The sequence below is a fragment of the Streptomyces sp. MUSC 14 genome (assembly GCF_001866675.1).
Taxonomy (GTDB): Bacteria; Actinomycetota; Actinomycetes; order Streptomycetales; family Streptomycetaceae; genus Streptomyces.
Map to the genome: position 1 here is coordinate 1 of NZ_MLYN01000068.1, position 18,715 is coordinate 18,715.

The 18,715-nt window shown below is 70.2% G+C and carries 15 protein-coding genes; all 15 read left to right on the plus strand.

The features are described from left to right. Positions 1-336 precede the first annotated feature (336 nt). Positions 337-666 carry a hypothetical protein gene (locus tag BIV25_RS37465; protein WP_071377008.1) on the plus strand — a complete coding sequence of 110 codons (330 nt, stop codon included), beginning with the start codon at positions 337-339 and terminating at the stop codon, positions 664-666. 357 nt (positions 667-1,023) lie between these two features. Continuing rightward, positions 1,024-1,863 (plus strand): hypothetical protein, encoded by an 840-nt coding sequence (locus tag BIV25_RS37470; protein ID WP_071377009.1) that lies wholly within the window; start codon positions 1,024-1,026, stop codon positions 1,861-1,863. Positions 1,864-2,953: 1,090 nt separating this feature from the next. Then, the gene (locus BIV25_RS37475) at positions 2,954-4,396 is read left to right on the plus strand and encodes a glycoside hydrolase family 15 protein (RefSeq protein ID WP_218158506.1); all 1,443 of its coding nucleotides are present in this window, start codon (positions 2,954-2,956) and stop codon (positions 4,394-4,396) included. A gap of 76 nt (positions 4,397-4,472) precedes the next feature. Further along, positions 4,473-6,365 carry a GMC family oxidoreductase gene (locus BIV25_RS37480; protein ID WP_071377010.1) on the plus strand — a complete coding sequence of 631 codons (1,893 nt, stop codon included), beginning with the start codon at positions 4,473-4,475 and terminating at the stop codon, positions 6,363-6,365. Then, a complete protein-coding gene (locus tag BIV25_RS37485) occupies positions 6,362-7,474 on the plus strand; it encodes a ferritin-like protein (protein WP_218158507.1) in 1,113 nt (370 codons plus the stop codon). The genes BIV25_RS37480 and BIV25_RS37485 overlap by 4 nt, the downstream gene beginning before the upstream one ends. Further along, a complete protein-coding gene (locus tag BIV25_RS37490) occupies positions 7,471-7,995 on the plus strand; it encodes a hypothetical protein (protein WP_071377011.1) in 525 nt (174 codons plus the stop codon). Before BIV25_RS37485 ends, BIV25_RS37490 begins: the two co-directional genes overlap by 4 nt. After that, positions 7,992-8,906, plus strand: a complete 915-nt coding sequence (iolE, locus tag BIV25_RS37495; protein WP_107486557.1) for a myo-inosose-2 dehydratase — start codon at positions 7,992-7,994, stop codon at positions 8,904-8,906. The genes BIV25_RS37490 and iolE overlap by 4 nt, the downstream gene beginning before the upstream one ends. A gap of 18 nt (positions 8,907-8,924) precedes the next feature. Further along, entirely contained in the window at positions 8,925-9,959 is a 1,035-nt protein-coding gene (locus tag BIV25_RS37500) for a sugar phosphate isomerase/epimerase family protein (protein ID WP_071377012.1), read from the plus strand. A 5-nt stretch (positions 9,960-9,964) separates the two neighbouring features. Continuing rightward, a complete protein-coding gene (locus BIV25_RS37505; RefSeq protein WP_218158508.1) occupies positions 9,965-10,780 on the plus strand; it encodes an MBL fold metallo-hydrolase in 816 nt (271 codons plus the stop codon). 10 nt (positions 10,781-10,790) lie between these two features. Further along, positions 10,791-12,455, plus strand: a complete 1,665-nt coding sequence (locus BIV25_RS37510; RefSeq protein WP_218158509.1) for an alpha-keto acid decarboxylase family protein — start codon at positions 10,791-10,793, stop codon at positions 12,453-12,455. Positions 12,456-12,474: 19 nt separating this feature from the next. Beyond that, a complete protein-coding gene (locus tag BIV25_RS37515; RefSeq protein ID WP_071377014.1) occupies positions 12,475-12,783 on the plus strand; it encodes an EthD family reductase in 309 nt (102 codons plus the stop codon). Between the two features lie 180 nt (positions 12,784-12,963). Then, complete coding sequence (locus BIV25_RS37520; protein ID WP_071377015.1) at positions 12,964-14,379, plus strand: protein kinase; 1,416 nt, start codon at positions 12,964-12,966, stop codon at positions 14,377-14,379. A 142-nt stretch (positions 14,380-14,521) separates the two neighbouring features. Next, a complete protein-coding gene (locus tag BIV25_RS37525; protein ID WP_071377016.1) occupies positions 14,522-16,093 on the plus strand; it encodes a Re/Si-specific NAD(P)(+) transhydrogenase subunit alpha in 1,572 nt (523 codons plus the stop codon). A 6-nt stretch (positions 16,094-16,099) separates the two neighbouring features. Then, positions 16,100-17,566: a Re/Si-specific NAD(P)(+) transhydrogenase subunit beta gene (pntB, locus tag BIV25_RS37530; protein WP_071377017.1), complete on the plus strand. Its 1,467-nt coding sequence runs from the start codon at positions 16,100-16,102 to the stop codon at positions 17,564-17,566. A gap of 200 nt (positions 17,567-17,766) precedes the next feature. Then, the gene (locus tag BIV25_RS37535) at positions 17,767-18,429 is read left to right on the plus strand and encodes a TMEM175 family protein (protein ID WP_071377018.1); all 663 of its coding nucleotides are present in this window, start codon (positions 17,767-17,769) and stop codon (positions 18,427-18,429) included. Positions 18,430-18,715 lie beyond the last annotated feature (286 nt).

Consider the following 18,715-nt stretch of genomic DNA (forward strand, 5'->3'; position numbering starts at 1 on the left):
ATCGGGTGCCGCTTCCAGCAGCCCCCGGAACAGCTCCTCGTCGGTTGCTGACGCACTCGTGCCGACGGCGGCCCGGGCGCCCGTCACCCTGCCCGACTCTTCCATGATGACCTCGAAACAACTTTTTGCTGATGATTCGGGCTATCTCAGCGTACCGTCGGCGCATGCGGTGCCGGATGTCACCTACTGCCACCGCGTCGGTCGAATGAGTGCTTGCACGGTCGGAAAACGACCGCCTGTCCGAGGATCTGCTCGTTCGTGGTCATGGCACGCCCCGGTACCGTACGGTCGGCCGACATACCGACATACCGACATACCGACATCCGGGGGAGAGACATGGCACTGGCCCGCAAGGGATCACGCCGCATCGTCGTCGACGGCACGAACTACCGATGGCGCCTGCGCCGCAGGCCCACCTACGATCAGGGTCTTTGCCGGTCGCCGTGTACGTACGCCGTGGAGCACGCGGAGAACCCCGGGACGACCCTGGTCGTCACCACGGACCAGCCGCACCCCGGCAACTGGCTCGACCGCCCGGGCAGCCCGGTGCTGCCCTCCGACGTCGCCGACGCCATCGCGGCCGCCCTGCGGTGTGGGTGGGTTCCGACGCGTGCGGGCTCGCCCTTCCACCTCGACCGGCGCGCCGGCTTCTCTCCCTCGCCGTGACCTGGCCGGCGGACGAGCACCGCTTCGGGGAGAGAGGCCGAGGCGTCGCGCAGCCGGTGCCGGTGCCGGTGCCGGTGCCGGCTGCGCGTGCGGTCCGCGGACGCGCCGGCCCGAGCCGGGAGAGACCGGCCGGCCGTGGAGCGGGCCGGGGGCACGGGGACCATGTGCGGGTGCACAGCGAGGCCTTCCGCGCGCCCTGGCCGAGGCCTGGCCGGTGCCGGTCGGCCTCGGAGAACCGGGTGCGTCCCGGCCCGGGGGTGCACCTCGGCACCGGGCGGTTCGGTGTGGCGGACATGTCGGACGCAGGAGGCCGGACATGATGACGGTACGGATGCGTCGTGCGAGGAGGAGTGCGGCATGGCCGGACCTGGCTCTGGCGGTACCGAGGGCACGGCGGGCGGCAAGGCACGGTTCGACGACATCTACGGCCGGCCGGACCCCCGCCCGTACTTCGGACGGCTGGCTCCCCTGGAGTACGAGATCCCCCACCACGCCCAGCCGGTCTTCCGGCAGGCCGCCGCCCGGCGGGCCGCGCTCGACGACGCCCGCACCGGCCGGTCGGCGGTACTGGACGTGTGCTGCTCGTACGGGATCAACGCGGCGCTGCTCAACCACGACGTGACGCTTGCTCAGATGTATGAGCGGTACACCTCCCCGGACCGGCAGGCGCTGTCGACGGCGGAACTGAAGGCGTCGGACAAGGCGTTCTACGCCGCGCGGCGCAGGCCGGACGCAGTACCCGTGTTCGGCCTGGACGTCTCGGCCCCCGCCGTGCGGTACGCGCAGGACGTGGGCCTGCTGGACGCCGCCTTCACCGACGATCTGGAACAGGGCTCACCCGGCCCCGGCCTCAGCCGCGCGCTCGCCGAGGTCGGCCTCATCACGCTGACGGGCGGTGGCACCTACATCAGCGCCCGGACGTTCACCGCACTGCTGGACGGCGCGCGCAGACCGGTGTGGGTCAGCGCGTTCGTGCTGCGCACCGTGTCGTACCGGCCGATCGCCCGGACACTGGCCGCACACGGTCTGAACACGACGGTCGACGCCTCCCGGACCTATCCGCAGCGCCTCTTCACCGACGAGCGGGAACAGCGCTATGCGATCGCGGCTGTACGGGCGCTGGGCGCAGACCCCGCAGGGCGCGAGGAGAGCGGCCGTTTTTACTGCCTGCTCCATGAGTCCGGAATAGCGGCATAGGAATTCGTCCTTCTTCGGCGGGCACTCAACAAACTCCCCTCAGGTGCTCACGCGCACCATCAGAATCCGGCGAACTGTTATGCATCAGTGGGCTGCACAGGATCACTCCAGCCTCATGCGCAACAGTCGAATTTCCCCTTGCGGGGCCGACCCGGCCAGCTGTAGCGTGTGCCACGCAAAGATAAGGGTGCTGCTGAGCAGCGTACCCGTCGCGTGGTGCGGTCACCTCTCAGGATGATTCAAAACGGCTTTATGCGGTCCCTGCATCGCGCGCTTTTTGAGAATACGGGGGGACGGGGATGTATTCCCTGTTGACGCGATTATGGGAATGGTGTCGACTCGGGCGCCTGAATCAGAGTGTCGCCGCAGGCCTGACCGGAATGCCTGTCCCGGCCGGCAGGCGTGGGACACCGCCGCGGTCGCACGGGGCTGCGCACCGCCTGGGACGTTGTGTGCGGGCACGGGTTCTGATGCCGGCTCACATCACCCCACCTCGTCCAGCCGAGGGAAGTCCGGTGACCGGCCGCGCCGCCTCGCGGCCGGTCCACGCGCGTGGCGCTCGGGAAGCAGGCCACACCCGTGCGGCCACCGGGGTGCGGGTGACGGGCAGGCCACGCCCCAGGGGGTGTGGTGCGCAGCATCCCTCCGGCCCGCGGCCGCACCTGCCGGACGCTGCCCGGGTCGGCCGGTCCACCCGGTTCGTCACGGCCGGCCCGGTCCGCACGCCGCCGACCGAGCCGGCCGGAAGGCGCCCGCGGTCCGCTCGGCGATCCCGATGGTTCCCGCGTACCGCCGGTGACGCGGCCGCGGCCTTCACGTCGGGGGGCACCGGCAGCGATACCGACGCGCAGGCCGGCATCAGCGAAGTCCCCGAGCACCACCCGCACCCTCTTGCGCCGTCCACCCGGCCTGCCCGCCACGCAAGCCCACGCATCCCGTGGCGGCACCTCATGGACCTCATGCACCTCACGCAGCTCTTGCACCTCACGCAGTTCATGAACGCACTCGGTGCCACGCCCTCCGGTCCACGCGACCGGGGCGCCGACCGCATCCGATAGTTCCGCCCGAAAGACGACGGGGGAGTTCAGCCATGTCCGAGCCGACCAGCACGCCCACCGGCACGCCCACCACGCCCGCCCGCACCAACCGGCCGGACGACACGTCCCGAACGCGGGCGAACGCCCGGATCTCCATGACTCCGGGAGCCATCGACCTGCCGTCGCTCGTGCCGGTCATGTACACCTTCATGTTCCGGAACATCTCCAGTGACGGCTTCGCCTTCGGCGATCCGCAGTCGCCGGGCGACATCTCCCGGAACTCGAAGCCGGGTTGCATCATCGCCGCCCCCTCCTTCCCGGCCGACACCCCCGGCATCGACGAGGACTACGTCTTCAACTGGGTGCGCGACGGGGCCATCACGGCCATGGAGGTGGCCAAGGCCGGCATGCCCGCCCGTCCGGGCGGGACGGTGCAGACGCTCAACGACTACGTGCAGTTCGCCGACCTCTGCCACTCCAACGCCCAGCCGCCGCTGACCAAGGGTCACGCCTGCTTCAACATCGCCGGCGACGCCCGCCCGTGGACCGAGCAGAACGACGGCCCGGCGCTGCAGACGATCACCGTCCTCGCTGCCTACGACCAGCTCGACGTCGGCACCCAGAAGCGCGCGGTCGACCTGGTGAACGCGAACGTGGCCTACCTCCTCGGCGTCTACCAGAACCCCACCACCAACCTGTGGGAGGAGCACAGCGGCTACAGCTTCTTCGCCCGCTCCGCCCAGCTGCGCTGCTTCGAGGAGATCCAGGCCTCGACCGTCGTCGGCATCGAGAAGCCGACCGGACTGCGGCCCGCCGTCAAGTGGCTGCGCCAGGCCCTCGCGGACCACTGGGACGGAAGCGTGTACGTGAGCATGCTGGCCGACCCCGGTGACGGGAGCCGGCCGTCGCCGCAGAACCCGGTCGTCAGCGGTTACGACCCGAACATCGACATCGTCCAGTCGGCCGTGTACGGCGCCGTTCCGGTCACCGACACCAAGCTGCTGGCCACGGCTGCCCGGCTGCGTGCGCAGTGGGAGGAGGGCGGCATCGCCTTCTACCCGATCAACAAGGCCGACAAGGAAGCGTTCGGCATCGGGCCGCTGTTCGGCCGCTACCCGGGCGACGTCTACGACGGCGACACCTCGCGCCCGGTGCTCGGCGGCCACCCCTGGGCCCTGTCCACGTGCAACGTCGCGGAGCTGCACTACCGGCTGGCCGCCGCGATCAGGTCGAGCGGCAAGGTGCCCCTGGACGACCTGTCCGCACCCTTCTTCGCCCAGTCCGGCATCGACGCGTCGACGGCCCCCGCGGCGGCGGCCATCGCCCTGGCGGCCACCGGTGACGCCATGGTGCGGGCCGTCGTCTACCACAGCGACAACCTGGAACTCTCCGAACAGTTCGACGGCACCACCGGCTTCGAGCGCAGCGTGCACAACCTGACGTGGAGCTATGCCGCCTATCTGTCCGCCATGCGGGCCCGGGCCGAGGCCGTGTGACCCATGGCCGACCGACGCGCATCCCCACCATCACACCCGTCCCGGCCGCGCCCGGCAGCGGAGGAGTGACTGCCCCATGTACGCGAAGTTCCCCGAGGGGGCGGCGCAGCGCACCGACCCCGCGGCGGCGGCCGAGGTCCTCTACGACGCCGTCGTCGTCGGCGGCGGGATCGCCGGCGCCCTCATCGCCGCACGGCTGAGCGACGCCGGCAAGAGGGTGCTGATCCTCGAAGCCGGCCCGGCCGAGGACCTCACCCTGAGGGGCTACGAGAGCTACCTCGACCGCTTCTACTCGGCCACCGGCAAGGACAACCAGTCCCCCTACCCGGTCGTCGCAGGCGCCCCGATGCCCCGCGGCACCGACGCACGCCGCATCTCCCCGGGCGCGCCCGACGCCTCGGCCTACCTCGTCCAGAGCGGGCCCTTCGCCACCGACACCACGTACACCCGGGTCCTCGGCGGCACCACCATGCACTGGGAGGCCAAGACGCTGCGGATGCTCCCCGAGGACTTCCGTATGCGCACGCTCTACGGCGAGGGGGCCGACTGGCCGCTCACCTACGAGGACCTCGCCCCCTACTACAACGAGGCCGAACGCGAGATCGGCGTCTCCGCCGACGTCGCGGACCAGGCCTACCTCGGGATCACCTTCGACGAGGGCTACGAGTTCCCCATGAAGGGACTGCCCCTGTCGTACCTGGACCGGATGGTCGCGGGGGACCTCGACGGGATGCCGGTCGAACTCGACGGAGAACGGCGCGAGTTGCGGGTCCGGCCCTTCCCGCAGGGGCGCAACGGCATACCGAACCCGGCCTACGACGGCGGCAAGGGCTACCGGCCGCGAGGCGCGGTGAGCACGTACCAGGTCGAGGTCGGCGAGCGGTGCCAGGGCAACAACAACTGCGTGCCCATCTGCCCGGTGCAGGCCAAGTACCACGCCGGCAAGACGCTCGCGACGGCCCTGCAGAGCGGCCGGGTCGACCTGGTGGCCCAGGCGGTGGCCCACAAGGTGCACGTCGACGAGCGGACCGGCCGGGTGACCGAGATCGAGTACCGCCGCTACGACCGGCCCGACAGCGCCGGCTTCACCACCATGCGGGCCCGCGGCCGGCTGTTCGTCCTGGCCGCCAACGCGGTGGAGAACCCCCGGCTGATGCTGGCCTCCGGCCTGCGCAGCTCCAGCGGCCTGATGGGGCGCAACTTCATGGACCACGCCTACCTGCTGGCGTGGGCCCTGCTGCCGGAGGTGGCCGGCACCTTCCGGGGCACGAACTGCACGGGCGGCATCACCGACCTGCGCGGGGGCCGCTTCCGCCGCCGCCAGGCGGCGTTCAGCGTCGACATCCACAACGACGGCTGGGGCTGGGCCCGGGGTGCGCCGATGACCGACCTGGTCGACCTGGTCGACGCCGGCGGCCGCTACGGCGAGTCCCTCCGCCAGGGCCTGGTGGACCGGGTCTCCCGCCAGCTGCAACTGGCGTTCATGGTCGAGGTCCCCGCCAACCCGAGCAACCGGATCACCGTGGACCCGGCCTACACCGACCGCCTCGGGAACATGCGGCCCATCCTCACCTACGACATCCCCGACTACACGATGCGGGGAGTGGCGTACGCCCGGCAGCTGTCGCGGCGGATCTTCGCCCGCCTCGGAGCCGAGGACCACACCGCGTACGACCCGGACTTCTGGGGTTATGCCGTGCACGCCGGCGAGGGGTACGAGATCCGGGGCGGCAATCATCTCGCCGGCACCCACACGATGGGCAGCGACCCGTCGACCTCGGTGGTCGACCCGGACCAGCGGAGCTGGGACCACCAGAACCTCTATCTGGTCGGCGGCGGAAGCATGCCCACCGTGGGCACGTCGAACGTGACGCTCACCATCGCCGCCCTGTGCCTGCGCAGCGTCCGGGCCATGCTGTCCCAGCTCGACGCCGAGACCGCACCGATCGCCGTGGAGGTGGCCCGGTGACCGCGTCGACCATCGACGACCGTGACGACCTGATCAGCTATCTGCACGTGGCGATGGCGCTCGAACACGCGACCATCCCGCCCTACCTGACCGCGTACTACTCCATCCACTCCACCACCAACTCCGACGCCGCCCACATCATCCGGGTGGTCGCGGTGGAGGAGATGCTGCACCTGACCCTCGTCGCCAACGTCCTGAACGCCATCGGCGGCAGGCCCGACCTGACCCGCCCCGGCTTCGTGCCGTCCTACCCGGCCCGCCTGCCCGACGGGGAGGACGACTTCACCGTCGACCTGCGGCCCCTGTCCCCCGAGGCGGTGGAGACCTTCTGCAAGATCGAGCGGCCGGGCAGCGCACCCGACGCCGGCGCACGGCTGCTGCGCACACCCGACGGCGCGCGTCCGGTCCTGGCCTTCAGCCCGACGGCCGAGGGGATGCGCTTCTACAGCATCGGCGAGTTCTACGCGGAGATCATCGAAGGGCTCCAGAAGGTGGCGGCCGGCGACCCCGAGCTCTTCTCCGGAGACCCGGCCCTGCAGGTGGGGCCCGAGTACTTCTACTCCGGCGGCGGGTCGGTGACCGTCGTCCGCGACCTGGACTCGGCCTGCCGGGCGCTGCGCTTCATCGCCGCCCAGGGCGAGGGCCTCGACGCGGGCATCCACGACGCGGGCGGGGAGCTGGCCCACTACTACCGCTTCCGGCAGCTGCAGCTCGGACGCTACTACCAGGTGGGCGACGACCCCGACGCGCCGTCGGGACCACCGCTCCGCGTCAGCTGGGACGAGGTGTACCAGGTGAAGGTGAGCGCCCGGCTGGCCGACTTCCCCGCGGGATCGGAACTCGCCCGTGCCGCACGGGACTTCAACGCCTCGTACGGGGCCTTCCTCGCCCTGCTCACCCGGGCGTTCAACGGGCAGCCGGGCCTGCTGCAGGACGCCGTCTGCGACATGTTCCGCCTGCGCGACGGGTTCAACCAGCTGGTGCGCAACCCGCTGCCGGGCAGCGACGGCCTGCACGCCGGGCCCACCTTCGAGATCCCCGCCGCGGCCGGCTCCGATCCGGGAGCCTCCCGGCCCGCCGGCCGGACAGCACAGGCGGTGACCCGGTGACCGCCCCGTCGTTCGAGGAGTTCCTCCGCCTGTCGGTCGACCTCACCGCCTTCGGGGAGACCGAACTGCTCGGCACCGGTCTGGCCCGGCAGTACCTGGCCAAGGTGCGGGCCGCCTGCGGCGACGAGAACGTCACCGCCCTCCTGGACGCCCACCGGGCGGCCCGGACCGACGCGGCCGGTGACGCCGGAAGCCTCGACGGGATCCTGCTCGACCGCGTCCTGCTCGACCGGTCCCTGCGCCACCGGATCTTCGGCGACGACCGCCTCGGACCGGTGGCCCGAGGCGTGATCAAACTCTGGTACGCCGGGATGTGGTATGCGCTGCCACCCGAGTGGACCGACCGCTACGGAGCCCGTGCCGCGGGCGAAGCCTCCACGGTCACCGCCGCCTCGTACCAGGAGGGGCTGCTGTGGCGGGCCATCGGAGCCAACCCTCCCGGCGCCAAGGCACCCGGCTACGGCTCCTGGGCCCAGCCACCCCGCATCGAGGACCGCTACCTGAATGGGGCGACGAAATGACCGACCTGGCGGACCGCCTCGGCCCGGACAAGGTGAAACTCGGCGTCTGCTGCACCCTGTGGTGGAACGACGACTTCCCCGCCATCGACGCCGGCATCTCCTTCGGCCAGGCCGTGAGCGAGATGGCGCTCGCCGGCTTCCAGGGCTGCAGCATCGGGCACAAGTACCCCTCGGACGCCGCCGCGCTCAAGGCCGCCCTCGATCTGCGCGGCCTGCGCGTGTCCGAGCCCTGGACGAGCACGTACTTCACGATCGACAAGATGCGGCAGAAGACGATCGCCGCCTTCGAGGAGACGCTGGCCCACATCAAGGCGCTGGGCGGGACCGAGCTGGTCGTGGCCGAGTTCGGAGCGTCCTCGCACCTGCTCCCCGTCGACGTGTTCGCCAACCGCCCGGTCTTCACCGACGCCCAGTGGGACGCCCTGACGTCGGGTCTGGACGAGCTCGGCAAGATAGCGGGCTCGGCCGGGATGAAGCTCAGCTACCACCACCACATGGGCACCGGCGTCATGACCCGGGCCGACGTCGACCGGCTGATGGCCTCGACCGATCCGGCCCTGGTCCACCTCCTGCTCGACACCGCCCACATCGCCTTCGCCGGCGACGATCCACTGGACCTGGCCCGGGCACACGCCGACCGCATCGGCCACGTCCACATGAAGAGCATCCGGCCCGAGGTCGTGAGCCGGGTGCGGGAAGAGGGCCTGTCGTTCCAGGAAGGCGTCGAGCTCGGCGTCTTCACCGTGCCCGGGGACGGCGCGATCGACTTCCGGCCCATCCTGGAGGTGCTGGCCGACGCCGGCTACCAGGGGTGGCTGGTCGTGGAGGCCGAGCAGGACCCGAACAAGGCCGACCCGCTGGAGTACGCCAAGAAGGCCCGCGCCTATCTCGCCGACGTCCTGGGCTGGTAGGGAACGGAGGACCTGGCAATGAGCGAGACACCCGAACGGGACGTGTTCTTCAGCTTCTTCATGTTCACGGCCGACCTGAAGCCGCAGGACTCGCGGTACACCGCCGTCCTGATCAACCATCTGAAGGCCCTCACCGACATGGGCTACGACGGCTTCGACCTGCACATCGCCCCGCAGCCCGAAACCGTCGACCACAAGCTCGAGACCGACAGCTACGTCGCCCTCAAGAAGGCGTTCGACCAGGCAGGTCTGAAGGACGTGAAGTTCACGACGAACGTCGGGACCACGCGGACCTTCGACCCGACGTCGCCCTACGAGGAGCAGCGCCGGCGCGCCCTGTCCTACCTGACGTCACGCGTCGACATCACACGGGTCCTGGGCGGCGACTCGATCATGTCGGGGCCGTTCCTCTACCCGTACGGCGTCTTCCCGGCCACGGACGCCGACGAGCCACTGTGGAGCGACGCCCTCCAGGACTGGATGAAGTCGCGCTACCACGCGGCACGTTCGGTCTTCGAGGATCTCGCGGAGTACGCCGCGGCGCGCGAGGTGAAGCTCGCCATCGAGCCCGTCAAGAGCTGGGAGACGCCCCCGCCCAACATGGTCTCCGAGGCACTGGACTTCCTCGACGGCCTGGAGCACACGCACGCCGGCGTGACGATCGACACCGCGCAGGTCGTGATGGAGAGTCAGGGCCCGTCGGTCTTCAGGGCCAATGTGGCGAGGGCCGCCCGGCAGAACCGGCTCCACTACGTCCACATCTCCGCGCCCGACCGGGGCGCGGTGCAGGACAGCTGGATCCCGTGGGACATCGTCCGGGACGAGGTCGAGCCGGTGTACCGCGGGCCGTACCTCGTCGAGGTGTTCAACGCGATCCCGCCGTTCGTCAGCTCCATGCGCATGGCACGCCGGCGGTTCTGGCGGCCCGGCGAGGACGACCCGGTGCCCGGCGTCGACAGCGCCTACGACGTCGCGAGGGCCGCACTGGAGGAACTGCGGGAGCAGATCATCATCCCTTCCGCCCGAGCGCCTCGGAAAGGTCCCGCATGCTAGCCCAGGTGTCAGATCCCCTCGTCATGGTCGTGAGGCAGACGGGCGACGTCCGTATCCACACCTTCGTCGCCTCCTTCGCGTACGGCAACATCGCGAACGCCACGCACATCATCGAGACCAGGAACCAACTGGTGCTCGTCGACGGACAGTTCCTCGTCCCTTACGCAAGGGCGTTCAGGGACTACGCGGACAGCCTGGGCAAGCCGATCGAGCGGCTGTACCTCTCCCACCGGCACCCCGACCACTGGTTCGGTGTCGGGGCGGCGTTCGGCGACGTCCCGGTCCACGCACTGCCCGAGACCATGAGCTTCATCCAGGAGCACGGGGAAGCTTCGAGAAGCGACCACTGGAAACTCGGCGACCTCGTCCCGGACCGGATCGTCGTGCCCAAGCAGGCCGTCGGTCCCGGCACCGAGACGATCGACGGGGTCAGGTACCTCTTCGACCGGGTGACCGAGACCGAGATCGACTTCCACCTGACCATCAGGCTTCCCGACCTGGGGGTCTACTTCACCCAGGACCTCGTCTACAGCGGCACCCATCTGTACCTGACGCAGCACATGGGCCACTGGATCCAGGTGCTCCAGGGAATGCTGCTGTCGGACTACGACCTGTTCATGCCGGGCCACGGCCTGCCGGCCGACAAGAACGAGGTCGCCCGCAACATCGAGTACCTCTCGGCCGCCCGGCAGGCGATCGGCGACGGACTGACGGGCGACGCCTTCAAGGGTTTCATGCTCCAGCGGTATCCCGAACGCAAGTGCCCGGGGATATTCGACATCTACCTGCCCCGGCTGTTCGGCGGCGCGAGCGACTACTGACCCCGGAGGCATGCGGACCATGAACGAGAACTGCACCGTAGGGCAGTACCTGGTGGACCGGCTCCGCCAGCTGGGCCTGGGGCATCTCTTCTCCATCGCCGGCGACTACTCGATCGAATGGCTGAACCGGTACGTCGCGCCGAGCAGCATCGAGATCATCGAGGAAGTCAACGAGGTGAACGCCGGTTACGCGGCGGACGGATACGCGAGACTGAAGGGCATCGGAGCCCTTTGCGTCACCTATTCCGCAGGCGCGCTGTGCGCCGTGAACGCCGTCGCCGGCGCCTATGTCGAGAAGGTGCCGCTCGTGCTGATCAACGGCACGCCGAGCATCAAGAAGACCATCGTCTTCGAGCAGACCGGCTTCAGCGCGCACCACTTCATCAGCGGACGTGAGACGGACCTCCAGTCGTTCGAGCACATCACGGTCGCGGCCGTACGCATCGAGAACCCCGACCTCGCACCGACGCTGATCGACTATGCGCTGACGCGGTGCATCAGCGAACGGCGCCCGGTCTACATCGAACTCCTCCAGGACATGGTCGACCTGCCGTGCGAGCCGCCGAGGGGTGTGCTGAAGCCGGCCAGGATCCTGTCGGACGAGACCAGCCTGGAACAGTCGGTGGCACAGATCCGCGCCAAGCTCGAAAGCGCCGAGAACCCGCTCGTCTGGGTCGGGGTGGAGATCGACCGGCTGGGCCTCCAGGACAAGGCCCTGAGCCTGATACAGCAGCTGAACGTCCCCTTCGTCACGGAACTCCTCAGCAAGGCCGTGCTCTCCGAGGACGATCCCCTGTTCGTCGGCGTGCTCGACGGCCAGGCGTCCTCGACGGCCGTCACCGACCTGGCCGCGACGGCCGACTTCGTGCTGGCCCTCGGCGTGTGGCTGACGGACATCAACTCGCTGGGCTGGGAGCCGGACTACGACAAGACCGCGTTCGCGTCGTTCGACGCGGTCAAGCTCGGCACGTTCTTCGGCGGGCAGGTCGCGTTGGAGCACCTGATGGACGGCATCCTGGCGCAGAAGATCGCGCCCAGAACACGGAAACTGCCGGAGAAGCCGGCTCGCAGTGCGCCGAGCATGGGCTCGTCCGATGTGATCACGTACCAGGGCTTCTACAACTTCATCCAGGCGTACATCGACCGGAAGACCATCGTCGGCGCCGACGCGAGCATGAACTACTTCGGCAGCCTGCTGCTCGACGTGCCGAGGCCGGGCGGGTTCATCGCCCAGTCGTCCTACTCGTCGATCGGCTACAGCGCGGCGGCCGCGACGGGTATGTGCCTGGCGAAGGCGCCCGACCAGAGGGTGATGGTCTTCTCCGGTGACGGCGGCTTCCAGATGACCGCCCAGAGCCTCTCGACGCAGACCCGTTTCAAGCTCAACCCGATCGTCTTCGTCATCGACAACGGCGTCTACGCCGTGGAGCAGTGGCTCGGCGACGCGTCGGTGTTCCATGCCGACAAGCCGTTCTACAAGCCGTGTGTCCTGCACCGGTGGAACTACAGCAGGCTGTCGGAGGTCTTCGGGTGCCGAGGATGGGAAGTCGGCACGTACGGAGAGCTGATGGCCGCGGTGACGGGTGCCCTGAAGAACTCGGACAGCCCATCCATCATCCAGGTCCACGTGCCCGACAAATCCATTCCCGAGAATGCCAGATGGAAGACCCAGTAGCGGACAAGGAGCAGGAATAGTGCCGACGAAGATCACTGCAATCTACGAGAACCCGAAGTCCCCCGAGGAGTTCGAGGCCGGCCATCACGAGCAGATCGTGCTGGCGAAGAAGCTCCCCGGCGTCCAGAAGGTCGAGAGCGCGAAGGTCTGGCCGAAGGAGGACGGCAGCGCGACGCCGGCCTACCGCGTCCTCGACCTGTACTTCACCGACTACGCCGCGGCCAGCAGGGCCGTGACGACCGAAGAGGCAAAGGCGTTCGTCGGCAAGGCCTTCGAGCTGGCGACCGGCGGGGTACGGCTCCTCTTCACGGATGTCGAGGACGTCTGACCCCGGCCTTCCCGAGGCATGATGGCCTCGCCGCGCGCGGCTGACCGCACGACGTGTCCCGTGCCGCGGCGGGGCCGACCTGAACATGTGCGCAGGCAACAGCCTCCGCCACCGCCTTGATGCCCTCGGCTCGCGGGAGCCGTAAGCTTCGTCGGGTTTGTGACGAGCGGGGAGGCGTGCGTGGGGCGGGACATAGTCCTCAGTGACCGGTACGAACTGGTCGAGAGGCTCGGGCAGGGCGGCATGGGAACGGTGCATCGGGGGGTGGACCGGCAGCTGCGGCGCACGGTCGCGGTCAAGCTGCTCTCCTCGGCGCTGGCCCACGATCCGCAGTCACGAGCCCGTTTCCGCCGCGAGGCGCATGCGGCGGCCGCGCTGAACCACCCCGCCGTGGCCACCGTCCACGACGTCGGGGAGGAGCCCGACCCCGACGGCCCGCGGCCCTATCTGGTGATGGAGTACGTACCGGGCACGACCCTCGCCGAGACACTGCGCGACGGCCCACTGCCCGTCGCCGAGGCGATCGAGACGGCATGCGCCGTGCTGGACGCGCTGGAGCACAGTCACGAACACGGCATCGTGCACCGGGACGTCAAACCCTCGAACATCATGCGTACCGGCCCCGGCGCCGTGAAGGTCCTCGACTTCGGCATCGCCAAGGCCTTCACGGAGACGGCCACCCGCATCACCGGCAGCGGCGCCGCCATCGGTACCCCCGCCTATCTCTCGCCCGAGCAGATCAGCGGGGCGGAGATCGACCACCGGGCCGATCTGTACGCCATGGGGTGCCTGCTGCACGAACTGCTCACCGGGCAGCCGCCGTTCCACGGCGCATCGCCGTTCGCCGTCATGCACCAGCACCTGTTCGCCGAACCCGAGCCGGTCTCCCGGCTCCGCCCGCAGGTGCCGCCGGCGGTGGAGGCCGTGATCCGGCGCGCTCTGCGCAAGGATCCGAAGGAACGATTCGCTGATGCGCGGCAGATGCGCGCCGCCCTCGCCGACGTCGTGGACCGGTCCGCCATGGCGACGGCCCAGGCCCCCGCCCCCCTCCCCGCGGCGACGCGCTCCGGCCGTGCCGCCGAGCCCGGCCGCGGGTTCGTGTCGCGTCTCACGGCCGACAGCGTCCTGGCGCTGTCGGGGTGCCTGCTGGCGCTGCTGTGCGCGCGTGGTCACGTGGTGGAGACGGCCCACTTCGGCTGGGCCGCCGCCGCGGCCGGACTGCTGGGGATGGTGACGCTGCCCTGGTCGACACGTCTGTCGTGCGTCCTGGGCTGGGGTCCGGTGGCCGAGGCCGTGGCGGTCAACTCGGAACTGCGGCGCGCCAACGACGGGTGGGCCCACTCGTACGTCGGCATCGCCGTACTGCTGGCGCTGACCGCCGTCTGCTGCCTGGTGAGCGCCGCACGGCGCACGGAGGGCGGCGCCGGTTCACTGGTCGCCTTCTGGTTCTGCGCCACCGCGTCGGTCTGGTACCTCCTCGACGACCTGCACAAGCTCTTCGTCTTCTACCTGCTGCTGGCCCTGACGACCGTCGCCACCCTGGCGTGGGAGACCACGGTCCGTGTGCGCCGCCGTGGTGGCCGGACCGTCGAGTGAAATACACCAGGGCCGTGTCGGTCGGCCCCGGCCCCCGGGGCGGGTAGGTTTCCTGCGGCCCGTGTCCACGGAACGAGTTCTGTGGACGCCCGTCCGATCGCGGATAACCGTCAGACCCTCCTACCGGGAGAGAACACCAGACATGTCTGCACAAGAATCTGCGCAACACCCGCCGCAGCGCATCGGCGTCGTGGTCGAGTCCCTGTCCGGCGAGACACGGGTCGCGGCGACGCCGCCGACGGTGCGTCACCTGCTGGGCCTGGGCTACGAGGTGGTCGTGGAGTCCGGGGCCGGCGCGGCCGGCGGCTTCGCCGACCAGGCCTACCTCGACGCCGGCGCCGGTATCGGCCCGGCCTGGGACGCGGATGTCGTCCTGAAGGTGAATGCCCCCTCCGACGCGGAGATCGCCCGGCTGCGGGACGGCGCGACCGTGATCGCCCTGCTGGCCCCGGCACAGCACCCCGAGCTGCTGCGGGAACTGGCCGATGCCGGGGTGAGCGCGCTCGCGCTCGACGCGGTGCCGCGCATCTCACGCGCCCAGCCGATGGACGTACTGTCGTCGATGGCGAACATCGCCGGGTACCGGGCGGTGATCGAGGCCGCCCACGTCTTCGGCCGGTTCTTCACCGGCCAGGTCACCGCGGCGGGCAAGGTGCCGCCGGCGAAGGTCCTGGTCGCCGGTGCGGGCGTGGCCGGGCTCGCGGCGATCGGCGCCGCCTCCAGCCTCGGCGCCATCGTGCGGGCCACCGACCCGCGGCCCGAGGTCGCGGAGCAGGTGCAGTCGCTGGGCGGCGAGTACCTCCCGGTGAACGCCGTCCAGGAGGCGGGCACCGACGGTTACGCCAGGGCGACCTCCGCCGACTACGACCGCGCCGCCGCCGAGCTCTACCACGAGCAGGCCGAGGACGTGGACATCGTGATCACCACCGCGCTGATCCCGGGCCGGCCGGCGCCGCGCCTGCTGACGGCCGCGGACGTGGCGGTCATGAAGCCGGGCAGCGTCGTCGTCGACATGGCCGCCGCCCAGGGCGGCAACGTCGAGGGCACCGTACCCGGGCGTGCGGTCGTCACCGACAACGGTGTCACCCTCATCGGCTACACCGACCTCGCCTCCCGGCTGCCCGCCCAGGCCTCACAGCTCTTCGGCACCAACCTGGCGAACCTCCTGAACCTGCTCACCCCCGGCAGGGACGGGCAGCTGACGATCGACTTCGACGACGCCGTACAGCGGGCCGTGACCGTGGTGCGGGACGGTGAGGTCACCTGGCCGCCGCCGCCCGTGGCGGTCTCGGCCGCAGCGGCCGGTCAGGCCGCGTCGCCGAAGACCGTGCCCGCCGCGCGCGAACCCGAGCCGAGGGGACCGAGGCTGACGCCCGTACGGCGCTACGGCCTGATCGGTTCGGGCATGCTCGCCCTGTTCCTGCTGGTGGCCCTCGCCCCCGCCCAACTGGCCGGAAACTTCACGGTGTTCGCGCTGGCGGTCGTGATCGGCTACTACGTCATCGGCACGGTGCACCACGCGCTGCACACACCGCTGATGTCGGTGACCAACGCGATCTCCGGGATCGTCGTGATCGGCGCCCTGCTGCAGATCGGGCACGAGAACCGGATCGTCACCGCGCTGGCCTTCGTGGCGATCCTGCTGACGAGCGTGAACATCTTCGGAGGCTTCGCCGTCACCCGCCGCATGCTGTCCATGTTCTCGAAAGGCTGAGCCGAGATGACTTCACTGACGGCGTCCCACGCCGCCGACCTGGTCGCCGCGCTGCTGTTCGTCCTGAGCCTGGCGGGCCTCTCCCAGCACCGCACCTCCCGCGCCGGTGTCGTCTACGGCATCGCCGGCATGGCCCTCGCCCTGGCCGCCACGGTCGTGCTGGCGGCGCAGAGCATCGCCGTCGGCGCGGTGACCCTGATCGTCGTGGCGATGGCGCTCGGCGGGGCGATCGGCCTGTGGCGGGCCCGCCGTGTCGAGATGACGCAGATGCCCGAACTGATCGCGGTGCTGCACAGCTTCGTCGGCCTCGCCGCGGTGCTGGTGGGCTGGAACAGCTACCTGGAGGTGGAGGCGCACGGCAGGGCGCAGACCCGGATCGGTGCCGACCTGCTGGGCATCCACCACGCCGAGGTGTTCATCGGCGTCTTCATCGGCGCGGTCACCTTCACGGGCTCGATCGTCGCGTTCCTGAAGCTCTCGGCGCGCATCACGTCCCGACCGCTGACGCTGCCGGGCAGGAACGCGCTGAACCTCGGTGCGCTCGGCGCCTTCGTCGTCCTGACCGCGTGGTTCACCGTCAGCCCCGGCCTGGCGCTGATGATCGCGGTGACCGCGCTGGCGCTGGCGCTCGGCTGGCATCTGGTCGCCGCGATCGGCGGCGGTGACATGCCCGTCGTCGTCTCCATGCTGAACAGCTACTCGGGCTGGGCGGCGGCCGCGGCCGGCTTCCTGCTCGACAACAACCTGCTCATCGTGACGGGCGCGCTGGTCGGCTCCTCCGGCGCCTACCTGTCGTACATCATGTGCAAGGCGATGAACCGCTCCTTCCTCTCCGTCATCGCGGGCGGATTCGGCATCGAGGCGCCGGCCGGCGGCGCGGAGGAACAGGGCGAACACCGGGAGGTACGGGCCGCGGAGGCGGCCGGCCTGCTCGCCCGCGCCCGCTCGGTGATCATCACCCCCGGTTACGGCATGGCCGTCGCGCAGGCCCAGCACCCCGTGGCGGAGCTGACGCGCCGGCTGCGCGGACGGGGCGTCGAGGTCCGGTTCGGCGTCCACCCCGTCGCCGGGCGCCTGCCCGGGCACATGAACGTGCTGCTGGCCGAGGCGAAGGTCCCCTACGACATCGTCCTGGAGATGGACGAGATCAACGACGACTTCGCCGGTACCTCGGTCGTGCTGGTCATCGGCGCGAACGACACCGTCAACCCGGCCGCGACCGAGGACCCGGCCAGCCCGATCGCGGGCATGCCGGTGCTGCGGGTCTGGGAGGCGGACCAGGTCGTGGTCTTCAAGCGCTCCATGGCCTCCGGTTACGCCGGCGTGCAGAACCCGCTGTTCTTCCGCGAGAACAGCAGCATGCTCTTCGGCGACGCCAGGCAGAGCGTCGAGGACATCCTGGCCGCGCTCGGCACCGACGGCCACCAGGAGCCGGCATCGGCCGCACGCCAGGCGACGGCCGCCGGCCGGTGAGCCGGGCCCGGCCGCCGTGGCCCCGGACGCGGCCCGCCGGCCGCTTGCACAGGTCGCCGGAGAGCACCGGCAGGGAGCGGGCGAGGAACGGACCCGCAGCCGGACTGAGCCCGTAGCGCGCGGCCTCGATGCCGCACGGCGGCGCAGAGGGCCCCGAATCCGACATGAGTCAGCACCGCACCGGCACGTCAGGAGCCAGCTTGTCCCGTCCGCGCGCCCGCACGTTCTCACGCTCCGAAACCACACGGGCCGAGGCCTTCAGCGACGGTGTGTTCGCCATCGCCGTCACGCTGCTCGTCCTCAACCTCGCGGATCCGCCGCACAAGCCGGGCGGTCTCGGCCCGGCTCTGCTGGCCCAGTGGCCCGCCTACCTCGGCTACCTGGCCTCCTTCGGCTACGTCGCGGTGATCTGGCTCAACCATCACCAGGCCTTCGTCCGTATCAGGATCATGGATCGCGGGCTGCATGCCGCCAATCTGTTTCTGCTGCTCACCACGGGACTGCTGTCCTTTCCGACCGCGGTGGTGGCGGACGCCCTGCAGGCCGATCCCATGGGCCCCGACGCGCGGGTGGCCGTCGCCCTGTACGCCGGCATCGCCGCGGCGATGTGTCTGAGCTGGGTGGCGGTCTACCAACAGCTCGCCCGCCGGCCCGAGTTGCTGGACCCCGACGTGGAGGACACGTACGTGCGGCACGGGCGGTTTCGCTCCTGGGCCGGGGCACTCGCCTACCTCGGCGCCGGGGTCCTGGGGGCCCTCGTCGCACCGCTGCTCGCGATCGCCGTGTTCGTCCTCCTCCCCGTCTTCTACTTCGTCACCAGCGAGGGTCTGCCCGGCGGGACGGTTTCCCCCGACGGGGCGTAGCGGTGGCGGGGTCGATGTGTGCGATCCGGGGCACACCGGTGAATATCAGTCCGAATTTTCCGAGTGACCCCACCGCCCATGGGTGTGACGGCGACGACGGACCCCCTACCATGCGGTGATCAGGCCCGTGACCCCGGACGATCGGCAGGCCGCACACGCGGCGCGGCCTTCGCGCGCCTCCGCGGAACGCGTACGTGTGCGAGTCGATGCGGCCGGCCGTGTGAAAGGCTGCCGTGCCGTGGGGGAGGTGCCTGACCCGATCGCCCGTGTGTGTGAGAGAGCCGTG

Excerpts from the sequence above, each read along its gene's own strand:
- BIV25_RS37475 (WP_218158506.1), top strand. The coding sequence starts at position 2,954 with ATGTCCGAGCCGACCAGCACGCCCACCGGCACGCCCACCACGCCCGCC.
- BIV25_RS37480 (WP_071377010.1), top strand. The coding sequence starts at position 4,473 with ATGTACGCGAAGTTCCCCGAGGGGGCGGCGCAGCGCACCGACCCCGCG.
- BIV25_RS37510 (WP_218158509.1), top strand. The coding sequence starts at position 10,791 with ATGCGGACCATGAACGAGAACTGCACCGTAGGGCAGTACCTGGTGGAC.
- pntB (WP_071377017.1), top strand. The coding sequence starts at position 16,100 with ATGACTTCACTGACGGCGTCCCACGCCGCCGACCTGGTCGCCGCGCTG.
- BIV25_RS37500 (WP_071377012.1), top strand. The coding sequence starts at position 8,925 with ATGAGCGAGACACCCGAACGGGACGTGTTCTTCAGCTTCTTCATGTTC.
- BIV25_RS37465 (WP_071377008.1), top strand. The coding sequence starts at position 337 with ATGGCACTGGCCCGCAAGGGATCACGCCGCATCGTCGTCGACGGCACG.
- iolE (WP_107486557.1), top strand. The coding sequence starts at position 7,992 with ATGACCGACCTGGCGGACCGCCTCGGCCCGGACAAGGTGAAACTCGGC.
- BIV25_RS37470 (WP_071377009.1), top strand. The coding sequence starts at position 1,024 with ATGGCCGGACCTGGCTCTGGCGGTACCGAGGGCACGGCGGGCGGCAAG.
- BIV25_RS37525 (WP_071377016.1), top strand. The coding sequence starts at position 14,522 with ATGTCTGCACAAGAATCTGCGCAACACCCGCCGCAGCGCATCGGCGTC.